We start from the raw sequence: 10,266 nt of genomic DNA, 5'->3' as shown, positions 1-10,266 counted from the left end.
TTGAGCGGCGGTTTTCTGGCCGGAAACGCGAAACCGCTCCAGATGTCGGTTTAAGGGGGTGTCAGTTGACGGCGGGCGGAGGGCGCGTGTGGTTTACCCCCCTCTGCCCTGCCGGGCATCTCCCCCACAAGGGGGGAGATCGATTCGCGGCTGTGTCTCGTTCATCTCGACGTTAGAGTATGAGGTGGTGGAAGAGCGTCTTGCCTATCTCCCTCCTTGTGGGGGAGATGCCCGGCAGGGCAGAGGGGGGTAAAGCCCCACACACCCCGCTCAACTAAATGAACAACCCCCCAAAATCCAACAGCCAAGACCCTCAGGAAGCGAGCGGCATTCTCTGCCCCTCCCCCTGCGCGCCCGCCATGCGGCGCTCATGCTCGATCAGCCATTTCTTCCGCCACAGGCCTCCACCATAACCGGTCAGGCTGCCATCCGCCCCCAGCACCCGATGGCAGGGCACGACGATCGCAATCTGGTTGGCGCCATTGGCGCGGGCCACGGCGCGCACGGCGGATGACCTGTCCATGCTGGTTGCCAGCGAGGAATAGCTGACGATCTCACCCACCGGAATTTCCCGCAGGTTGCGCCAGACATCGCGCTCGAAGGGCGTGCCGTGGCCGGCGAGCCGGGTTTCGAAGGCAGCCGAACTGCCGGCGAAATAGGCGGCAAGTTCCGCCGCGATCTGGCCGGTCACCGCGGTGCGGCCCAGCACCATATCCGCGCCGGTGCGGGCCTTCAGCCGCTTCAGCTCGGCCGGAAGGGCCGGCCGGTCGGCGAATTCAAGCAGATGCAGGGCATGATCGTCGGCAACGACCAGCATCGGGCCGATCGGCGTATCGATCCAGTCACCCTTCAAAAACCCCTTACCCTTCATGGCGACGGGCGACGTGCCGAAGAACTGGTTGATCGCCGAGCGAAAGCCGCTGCCGGATTCGTAACCCGCATCGATCTGCGCGCCGATCACCGCCTCGCCCGAGGCAAGGCTCGTCGCCGCGTCTCCGAGCCGGCGCAGCCGGGCGATTTCCAGAAAGCTCATGCCAAAACGACGCTTGAAGGTGCGGCGCACGGTGGAGGGATCGTGTCCCAGCGCCACCACATCCTCCTCGCACCAACGCCGCGCCGGTTCGTTTTCCAGCGCCGTCAGAAGCGAGGTGACGGTCTCGTCCGGAGCGCCATAGGACAACATCGGCTTGCAGCGCTTGCAGGGGCGAAAACCCGCCTCAAGGCATTCGGCGATGGTCTCGCGGAACCGGCAATTTTCGATCTTCGGTTTTCGCGCCGTGCAGGTGAAGCGGCAAAAGATCTTGGTCGAGGTCACGCAGACATAGGCCACGCCTTCATAGGCGGGGTCCTTGTTCACAAGGGCGGAATACAGCGTTTCGGTGTCGGGGCGTTTGAACAGCATCATGGGGGGATGCTAGCGCAATTTTTGGGTCTGCGCCGCCGAAAAACGGGCGTGGATGTGGCTCATTTCCCTCATTCCTGTGCTCGTCACAGGAATCCAGTCGACGCGCGTCTGCGCGGAGGAAGGAGTCTTTTCAGCCCAAGGACTTGGGCTGGCTGGATTCCTGTGACGAGCACAGGAATGAGGAAAGAGCTTCCCCTTCAGTTCCCCGGCGGCGAAAAAGATGGGTCGTCCAGCCTCGTAAACACCACGCCGCGCGCCTTCAGCGCCAGAAGGCCTTTCACCACGCCCTCGCCCGCCTCATGGGTGGGCTGGTTGATGTGGGAGATGATGACGTCGCCATCCTTTGCGGAGGCGATGTGTTTTGCTGTCATGGCCGCCCCCAGCAGCGAGCCGCCATCGCCATTGACGGAATAACCGGCCACCCGCATGCCGAGCCGGTTGATGGTGGCCATGGAGGACCTGGTGTATTTGGCCGTCGCCCCACGGAACCATTGCGGCTGGAGACCGGTGGCAGCGACGATCGCCTGGCGGCCGCCTTCCACTTCCTGCTCGACCGCCGCTTCCGAACCGGCAGCGGCGATGCCGTAAATGGACACCGGCTTATCCACCGCCGGCACGTGGTTTTCGCCGTGGTTTTCGATCTCGAACAGGTCTGGATGCGCCGTAAGCACGGCGAGCGCCTCGCCATTGTGTTTTAACCAGCGGGCGGTGACGAAGATCGTTGCCGGAATGCGCTCCTTCACCAGCGTATCGAGGATGCGGTGATCGGTCTTGCCCATGCAGGCATCAAGCGTCATCGCCACCCGCACGTTGCCGTCATGTCGTGGCGTCATTTTCAGCGTCGGCTCGACAAGGCCGGTGCCCGCGAACGCGGCGGATGAGGCGGAGGCAAACAAGACAGCAAGGAGGACGCGACGCATCATTTTCGTTTTCCGCAGTGTAGTAGCGTATAATCCCGTGGCAATCCGCCCGCAAAGCGCCCGAATTATGGCGCGGTTTCCAGCGCGGACAGGGCTTCCAGCGCCTCTTCCACCCGCTGGCGTTCCGCGCTGGTGAGCGGCAGGATCGGCCGGGGCGGTTCGCTCACCGTCAATTGCAGGATGTTGGCGGCGGCGTAAACCACGCGGATGCTGCCGAATTCCTTGAACAGCGCCCAGAGCGGCTGGAAGGCCGCATCGATCCTTTTTGCCTCTTCCGCATTCTTGGCCTGAGCCGCCCGCATCAATTGCAGGGCTGCAACCGGCAGCAGGCCGGCAACCACACTGTACCAGGTGTCGCCGCCGGCAAGTGTCGCCTCGGCGCAGCCCCAGTCGCCGCTGTAGCCGATGGCGAAATCATCCGACAGCTTCGGCCTCAGCCGCGCGAGCTCACCCGCATAATCGGAATCGGCCGGCAGCGGCATTTTGATGGCGCGGATATTCGGGATATAGGCAAGCCGCACCAGAAGCTCGTCGCTGAAGGCAAAGCGGGTGGTCGTCGGATTGTTGTAGATGGCGAGCGGCAGGGCCATTGCGCCGGCCACGGCGGCGAAATGGTGATAGGCCTCTTCCTGCGTCAGCGGCGTGTAGGAGACGGGCGCCAGCAACAGGGCATCGGCGCCGGCAGCTTCCGCATCCCTGGCCAGCGCCACCGCTTCATCGGTGCGCAAGGCGCCGACGCCGGCCATCAATATGCGCTTGCCCTTGAGGACCGAAGCTGCCGCCTCGATGGCGCGGCGTCTCTCTTCCCGCGTGAGGTACATGTAGATGCCGGTGCTGCCGAGAATGCCGACGGAATCGACCGCCGCCGCATCCAGCCGTTCGATCAGGGCGGAGAAGGCCTGCGTGTCCACCCGCCCGGCCTCATCGGCCGGCGTGATCGGAAAAGCCGAAAGTCCCTTGAATCGTGTCGCCATGCCCGTCTCCCTCGCTTTGATCGGCAAGCAGGGTTACAGAGCCAGTGGCGGAGCGGCAAGAAAAGTGGCGGCTAAACCCCTGCCCGCAACCGAAAAAATCCTTGCTTAGTCATAAAGATACAACTTCTTCCACTGCTCTTCGGGAATCCTGTCGCCGACGCGGTAATCAAAGGTCTGGATGCTGAGGCTGTCGCTCTTCAGCTGGCATTTGTATTTGAGCTTGTACCATTCACCGGAACTTCTGAAGACCGCACCCGGCGCCTTGATGGAGTTCTTGCCGACTTCCGGATCACCAAAGGTATAGGCGATGACCTTATCCGGCCGCATGCCCTTCTGCTCCGTCGCTATCCTCTCCATCGCCTCGATATCGCAGCGCTGTTCCAGACGCTCTTCAGGGGCAAGCGCATTCAGCTGCCGCATGACGCTGGCGTCGATCGCAAAAGCGGGGGTTAAGGCCTGCAAGCCAAGGAAAAAGGCAGAAAGGGCAGCGGGAAGAAGCTTTCGCATGGGATCCTGTCAGTTTTTTCGTTTGTTCTTGTCTTTTGGTCTGTTTCGAGCAGAGGACGTCCGGCCGGCAACCGCCGCGCATCATCGCCGATTTGCCAGATATTGCCAAAATGTGATCGAAAGCCGACGAAATTGTGCCGAAGCCTCATTTCATCTGTGGAGATTTGAAACTTGATCGGCCGGGAGGGTCACTCTACATCTTGGTGCCGCACCTTGGTAGCGACCACGGATTTTTCATACGAAAGCGAGTTTCCCTTGCCGATTTTCAAGAACCTGCCCGCCGCCCCGACCGCCGAAAAACGGCCCGTTCAGGACACGCATCACGGCATTACCCGCACCGACGATTATGCATGGTTCCGGGCCGATAACTGGCAGGCCATGTTCAAGGACCCTACCCTGCTCGACCCGGCCATCCGCACCCATCTGGAGGCCGAGAACGCCTATATGGAAGCGGCCATGGGCGACACCAAGGCGCTTCAGGAAAAGCTGTTCGAAGAAATGAAGGGCCGCATCAAGCAGGACGATTCTTCCGTGCCTGTGAATGATGGGCCTTATGCTTACGGGACATTGTTCGTGACCGGCGGCGAGCAGCCGCATTATTTCCGCACCCCGCGTGATGGGGGCGAAAAACACGTGCTGTTGAACGGCGACAAGGAAGCGGAAGGCAAGGATTATTTCCGTCTGGCCGGTCTCGACCAGTCCTCCGATCACAGCCACGGCATCTGGGGTTATGACGACAAGGGCTCGGAATATTTCACCCTGCGCATCCGCAACCTCGAAACCGGCGAAGACCTTGCCGATGTCGTGGAAAACACCGGTGGCGGCGGCGCATGGGCGCCTGATGGCAAGAGCTTCTTTTATACGCTGCAGGACGAGAACCACCGTCCCTCCAAGGTCTTCCACCATATCATCGGCGAGCCGCAATCGGCCGACCGGCTGGTCTACGAGGAAAAAGACCCCGGCTTCTTCATGGGCGTCGGCGCGTCTGTTCTCGACGATTTCATCTTCATCGACATTCATGACCATGAGACCAGCGAATATCGCATTCTTTCCACCAAGGACCTGACCGCCGAGCCTGCCGTGGTGGCGGAGCGCGAAGAGGGCATCGAATATTCGATGTGCGAGGGCGGCGACGTTTTCTACATCCTCACCAATGACGGCGACGCCAAGGATTTCCGCATTGTGGAAGCGCCGGTTACCGCACCGGGCAAGGAAAACTGGAAAGAGACCGTGCCGCACGAGCCGGGTCGTCTCATTCTTTCCGTCGATGCCTATGCCCGCCACCTGATCTGGCTGGAACGCCGCGACGGCCTGCCACGCATCGTCATCCGCGATCGCCGCACGGGCGAGGAACATTCCATCGCCTTTGCCGAAGAGGCCTATTCGCTTGGCCTGCATGGCGCGGCGGAATATGACACCGATGTCATCCGCTTCTCCTATTCCTCAATGACGACGCCGAGCCAGCTGTTCGACTACGACATGGTGACGCGAGAGCGCACGCTTCTGAAGACGCAGGAAGTACCATCGGGCCACAATCCGGATGATTACATCACCCGCCGCATCATGGCGTCCGCCCATGATGGTGAGCTGGTGCCGGTCTCCCTGCTTTACCGCAAGGATGTGGCGCTTGATGGTTCCGCCCCCTGCCTGCTTTATGGTTATGGCGCTTACGGCATCAGCATTCCCGCCTCCTTCTCCACCACCACGCTGTCTTTGGCCGACCGTGGTTTCATCTATGCCATCGCCCATATTCGCGGCGGCAAGGATAAGGGTTTCGAGTGGTACGAAACCGGCAAGATGGAAGGCAAGCAGAACACCTTCAAGGACTTCATCGCTGCCGCCGATCATCTGGTTCAGGAAGGTTTCACCTCTTATGCCGGCATCATCGCCGAAGGCGGCTCGGCCGGCGGCATGCTGATGGGGGCTGTGGCCAACATGGCACCGGAGAAATTCGCCGGCATCATCGCCGCCGTTCCCTTCGTGGACGTGCTGACCACCATGCTTGACGACACCCTGCCGCTGACCCCGCCGGAATGGCCCGAATGGGGCAACCCGCTGGAATCGGAAGAGGAATATCAGTGGATCGCCGCCTACAGCCCCTATGACAATGTCAGCGAGAAACCCTATCCGCCATTGCTGGCGCTTTCCGGCCTCACCGACCCGCGCGTGACCTATTGGGAGCCGACCAAATGGGTGGCGAAGCTGCGCGAAAAGACGACGGGTGAAGCGCCGATCCTGCTGAAGACCAACATGGCGGCGGGCCACGGCGGCAAGTCGGGCCGTTTCCAGCGGCTGGAAGAAATCGCCTTCGAATATGCCTTCGCTCTGAAGGTGGCGGGCAAGGACGCCGTGTGAGACTTTGATTGCGGTCGGGCGGCATTTCAATCGCCGCCCGACCTCGTTCGAGACGAAAATACCCGCAAAAACCTCTTTCTGAATATTTTTTTCCACAAAATCTCAACTGCACCTTTTCTATAAATGCCACTTTCCAAACTAATGAATTTTTATTTCCAGTTACTGCAACTTAAAATATATCATTGGTAAATCCAAATAACTCCCATGTATTACTCGATATTGGAAAATGTTCCGAAAATCGAACGCATGGCTGCGATGCGCCATTTCGCGTTGCAATATCACTTTTTGGCCGTATTATGCCGGTCGTTGACATATTCATGCGCCTTTTCGCCGCCCTTCCCGCGGCAATCCTGCAGCACGTCTTGCGGATATTCTTGATGCCGGATTTTTTCGGCTTTTTCACGCGCCATGTCAGTTCGCCCTTGGCAATCCGGGCTTTGCAGTGCTCCCGCTTTGCCAATTGAAAACACTGCATCAGACTTGGGGGTCTTACACCATGAAGAAACTCCTAGCCTCGACCATTCTCGTAACGGGCTTTATCATCGCTGCCGGAGCAGCAAATTCCGCCAATGCCGCCGAAGAGTGCGGCAGCATCACCATCGCCGAAATGAACTGGGCATCCGCCGGTGTCGCGGCTTACGTCGACAAGTTCATCATGGAAAACGGCTATGATTGCACGGTCAACGTCATCAGCGGCGATACCATGCCGACCTTCGCCTCCATGAACGACAAGGGCCAGCCTGATATGGCGCCCGAATTATGGGTGAATGCCGTGCGCGAGCCGCTTGACGCTGCCGTTAAGGAAGGCCGGCTGATCGAAGCCTCCAAAATCCTTTCCGAAGGCGGCATCGAAGGCTGGTGGATCCCGAAATTCATCGCCGACGAACATCCTGATATCAAGACCGTCGAGGATGCGCTGAAACATCCCGAACTGTTCCCCGCCCCGGAGGACGCCAGCAAGGGCGCCGTGCACAATTGCCCGTCCGGCTGGAACTGCCAGGTGACGACTACCAATCTCTACAAGGCGCGCGAAGGCGACAAAAAGGGCTTTACCCTCGTCGATACCGGCTCGGCCGCCGGCCTCGACGGCTCGATCGCCAATGCTTTCGAAAAGAAGCAGGGCTGGCTCGGCTATTACTGGTCGCCCACCGCCATTCTCGGCAAATACGAGATGGTGAAGCTGGATGACGGCGTTGAGCTTGACCGCGCCCATTTCGACGAGTGCACGGCCAAGGTCGATTGTGCGGATCCCAAGGTCAATGCCTATCCGGTAGCCGATGTCTTCACCGTCATCACCAAGGATTTCGAAGGCAAGGCCGGTGTGACGATGGATTATCTCAAGGCCCGCAACTGGGACAACAAGATGGTCGCCGAAATCCTTGCCTGGATGGATGAAAACCAGGGTACCAACGAGGATGGGGCGGAGTATTTCCTCGAAAATCATGAGGAAATCTGGACGAAGTGGGTTCCGGCCGAGGTGGCGGAGAAGATCAAGGCTTCGATGTGATTGGTTGATGGGAGGGGAAAGTTTCGGTTGGTATCCGTGGCTTTACCCCCCTCTGCCCTGCCGGGCATCTCCCCCACAAGGAGGGAGATCGACAGGAAGCACCCTTCTGCTGAATCCGCAACGTGTGTGATGGGCGATATCTCGCCGCTTGTCGATCTCCCTCCTTGTGGGGGAGATGTCCGGCAGGACAGAGGGGGGTGCCCCGCGCACTCCAACCTCCGCCGCTCATCCCAAAACCCAAAGGGAAAACAACAATAATGGCCCTCTGCAATTACCTGCCGGACCTGCTCTGCAAGTTCCCGGCCATCGACAACTCCACGATGCGTGTGGCACGCAAAACCATCGATGACGGTTTTCGCGACATCGTGCGCAATTATGGCGATGCGATCGATGTGATCGTGCATCCGCTGCAACTCTTTCTCAACGCCTCGGAGCGGCTGTTCATCCAGACCCCGTGGATCGTGACGATGCTGGTTATTCTGGCCATCGTGCATCTGGCCGGGCGCAGCTTCAAGATCACCGGCGGCACCGCCATCTCGCTCCTCATGATCGGCGCGGTCGGCCTGTGGCGCGACGCCATGACGACGCTTTCCATCGTCGCCATCGCCACGTTGATCGCCATCGTCATCGGCCTGCCGCTCGGCATCCTGATGGGACGCTCCGAACGGTTGCAGCGCCTCATCAACCCCGTGCTGGACGTGATGCAGACCCTGCCCAGCTTCGTTTATCTCATCCCCGTGGTGGTGATTTTCGGCATCGGCAAGGTACCGGGCCTGATTGCGGTGGTGATCTACGCCATTCCGCCGGTCATTCGCCTGACCAGCCTCGGCATCCGTCTGGTGGATCGCGAAGTGCTTGAGGCGGCCGACGCCTTCGGGTCTTCCAACCGCCAGAAGCTGTTCAACGTGCAGCTGCCGCTGGCGCTGCCCACCATCATGACCGGCATCAACCAGACCATCATGATGGCGCTCGCCATGGTCGTCGTCGCCTCCATGGTCGGCGTCGGCGGGCTCGGCAAGAACGTGCTGCAGGCCATCAACAACCAGTTCTTCACGGTGGGCTTCCTGAACGGTTTCGCTCTGGTCGCCATCGCCATCATGTTCGACAGGGCGAGCCAGGCTTTTGGCAAGCGCCTGCAGAAATACCGCGAGGTCTCCCATGGCTAAAAGCATCGAAATCAGGAATCTTTACAAGATCTTCGGCAAGCATCCCGAGAAATACCTCGAAGCGGTGCGATCCGGCATGGACAAGGTGGAGTTGAACGACAAACACAACCACGTGCTTGGCCTCAACAACATCAACATCACCATGCCGGGCGGCAAGATTACCGTCGTCATGGGGCTGTCCGGCTCCGGCAAATCGACGCTGATCCGCCACATCAACCGGCTGATCGACCCGACCGCCGGCGAGGTTCTTTATGACGGCGACGACATTTGCGGCATGAGCACCTCGGCGCTCAGGAAATTCCGCCGCCTCAAGACGGCGATGGTGTTCCAGAAATTCGGCCTGTTGCCGCACCGCACCGTGCTGGAAAACAGCGTCTACGGCCTCGATATTCAGGGCGTTCCGCGCAAGGAAAGCGAAGAAAAGGGCCGTTACTGGCTGGAGCGTGTCGGGCTTTCCGGTTACGAGGATTATTATCCGAACCAGCTTTCCGGCGGCATGCAGCAGCGTGTAGGCCTTGCCCGCGCGCTTGCCAACGACGCCGATATTCTCCTGATGGACGAGGCCTATTCGGCGCTCGATCCGCTGATCCGCGTCGACATGCAGACGATGCTGCTCGATCTCCAGCAGGAGCTGAAAAAGACCGTTGTCTTCATCACCCATGATCTGGACGAGGCTTTGCGGCTGGGCGACCACATCGCCATTCTGAAGGACGGCGAAGTGGTGCAGCAGGGCGACGGCCAGAGCATCATCCTCTCGCCCGCCGATGGTTACGTCACCGACTTCGTTCGCGACGTCAATCGCAGCCGTGTGCTGCAGGCTACCACTGTCATGGAGCCGCTGGATAGCAAACCTCAGGGCATGTCCGTTCTGGAAAGTGCGACGCTGGAAACCATCGCCCGCGATATGTCGGAGGCCAACGAGACTCAGGCGCATGTGGTGGACGAGGACGGCAAGCCGGTCGGTTCGATCGGCCTCGACACGCTGGTGGCGGCCATGGTGACACCCGCCGCGCAGGAGCCGGACGCGACGGTTGAGGCAACGCCCATGCCGCAGGAGGCTGAGTCCGTGGAGGAGACCGCGAAGGTGCGGGAGGCGGTTTTGCCGGTGGAGAAGGAAACGGCGTAATCAGGCTATCCTGACATCGTTTCCGTCATCCTTGGGCTTGTCCCACTGCTGTCCGGTTTAAATTTCCGGGCAGGCCGAAGACCCCTTCAGGAGTGACGAAGGGTGCGAATTCTTTCGAAGTCATCCTCGGCCCTGTGCCGAGGATCCAATCACGTTTAATAAAATCAATACGTTGCAGATCCTCGGGGCAAGCCAGAGGATGACGCCGAATGTGTGGAGGCCGGCAATCCAGCCTTCCCGCCACCACCCTATCCCCTTCCCGCAAAAACGAAGCACCACTTCACCGCCTGTCAAGCTGGGAACGTC

Annotated in this window: 8 protein-coding genes; 4 read left to right on the top strand and 4 right to left on the bottom strand. The window is 60.0% G+C overall.

Annotation, left to right across the window (positions count from 1 at the left end):
• Positions 1-313: 313 nt before the first annotated feature.
• From JZX89_RS24615 to JZX89_RS24600, 4 genes are all read right to left on the bottom strand, one after another.
• Positions 314-1,405 (bottom strand): bifunctional transcriptional activator/DNA repair enzyme AdaA, encoded by a 1,092-nt coding sequence (locus JZX89_RS24615; RefSeq protein ID WP_149898837.1) that lies wholly within the window; start codon positions 1,403-1,405, stop codon positions 314-316.
• 197 nt (positions 1,406-1,602) lie between these two features.
• Positions 1,603-2,328 carry a polysaccharide deacetylase family protein gene (locus JZX89_RS24610; protein WP_207135621.1) on the bottom strand — a complete coding sequence of 242 codons (726 nt, stop codon included), beginning with the start codon at positions 2,326-2,328 and terminating at the stop codon, positions 1,603-1,605.
• Between the two features lie 62 nt (positions 2,329-2,390).
• On the bottom strand, positions 2,391-3,299 hold the full coding sequence (locus JZX89_RS24605; protein WP_207135620.1) for a dihydrodipicolinate synthase family protein: 909 nt from the start codon (positions 3,297-3,299) through the stop codon (positions 2,391-2,393).
• Between the two features lie 105 nt (positions 3,300-3,404).
• Positions 3,405-3,806: a DUF930 domain-containing protein gene (locus tag JZX89_RS24600; RefSeq protein WP_207135619.1), complete on the bottom strand. Its 402-nt coding sequence runs from the start codon at positions 3,804-3,806 to the stop codon at positions 3,405-3,407.
• Positions 3,807-4,061: 255 nt separating this feature from the next.
• On the opposite strand from JZX89_RS24600, the gene JZX89_RS24595 reads away from it, so the two are divergent.
• The 4 genes from JZX89_RS24595 (at position 4,062) to JZX89_RS24580 (ending at position 9,960) form a co-directional block, all read left to right on the top strand.
• On the top strand, positions 4,062-6,161 hold the full coding sequence (locus JZX89_RS24595) for a S9 family peptidase (RefSeq protein ID WP_207135618.1): 2,100 nt from the start codon (positions 4,062-4,064) through the stop codon (positions 6,159-6,161).
• 496 nt (positions 6,162-6,657) lie between these two features.
• Entirely contained in the window at positions 6,658-7,668 is a 1,011-nt protein-coding gene (locus tag JZX89_RS24590) for an ABC transporter substrate-binding protein (protein ID WP_207135617.1), read from the top strand.
• A 257-nt stretch (positions 7,669-7,925) separates the two neighbouring features.
• The gene (locus JZX89_RS24585; RefSeq protein ID WP_149898830.1) at positions 7,926-8,834 is read left to right on the top strand and encodes an ABC transporter permease; all 909 of its coding nucleotides are present in this window, start codon (positions 7,926-7,928) and stop codon (positions 8,832-8,834) included.
• Positions 8,827-9,960, top strand: coding sequence for a quaternary amine ABC transporter ATP-binding protein (locus JZX89_RS24580; protein ID WP_207135616.1), 1,134 nt, complete (start codon positions 8,827-8,829; stop codon positions 9,958-9,960). Before JZX89_RS24585 ends, JZX89_RS24580 begins: the two co-directional genes overlap by 8 nt.
• The last annotated feature ends 306 nt before the right edge of the window (positions 9,961-10,266 follow it).

The sequence above is a fragment of the Agrobacterium burrii genome (genome assembly GCF_017313405.1).
GTDB classification, from domain to species: domain Bacteria; phylum Pseudomonadota; class Alphaproteobacteria; order Rhizobiales; family Rhizobiaceae; genus Agrobacterium; species Agrobacterium burrii.
The sequence above is the reverse complement of the archived record's forward strand: the minus strand, read 5'-3'. Positions and strand labels throughout refer to the sequence as shown.

Bases quoted from the DNA above. Each gene is read 5' to 3' on its own strand.
- JZX89_RS24615 (WP_149898837.1), bottom strand. From the start codon at position 1,405: ATGATGCTGTTCAAACGCCCCGACACCGAAACGCTGTATTCCGCCCTT.
- JZX89_RS24610 (WP_207135621.1), bottom strand. From the start codon at position 2,328: ATGATGCGTCGCGTCCTCCTTGCTGTCTTGTTTGCCTCCGCCTCATCC.
- JZX89_RS24605 (WP_207135620.1), bottom strand. From the start codon at position 3,299: ATGGCGACACGATTCAAGGGACTTTCGGCTTTTCCGATCACGCCGGCC.
- JZX89_RS24600 (WP_207135619.1), bottom strand. From the start codon at position 3,806: ATGCGAAAGCTTCTTCCCGCTGCCCTTTCTGCCTTTTTCCTTGGCTTG.
- JZX89_RS24590 (WP_207135617.1), top strand. From the start codon at position 6,658: ATGAAGAAACTCCTAGCCTCGACCATTCTCGTAACGGGCTTTATCATC.
- JZX89_RS24585 (WP_149898830.1), top strand. From the start codon at position 7,926: ATGGCCCTCTGCAATTACCTGCCGGACCTGCTCTGCAAGTTCCCGGCC.
- JZX89_RS24580 (WP_207135616.1), top strand. From the start codon at position 8,827: ATGGCTAAAAGCATCGAAATCAGGAATCTTTACAAGATCTTCGGCAAG.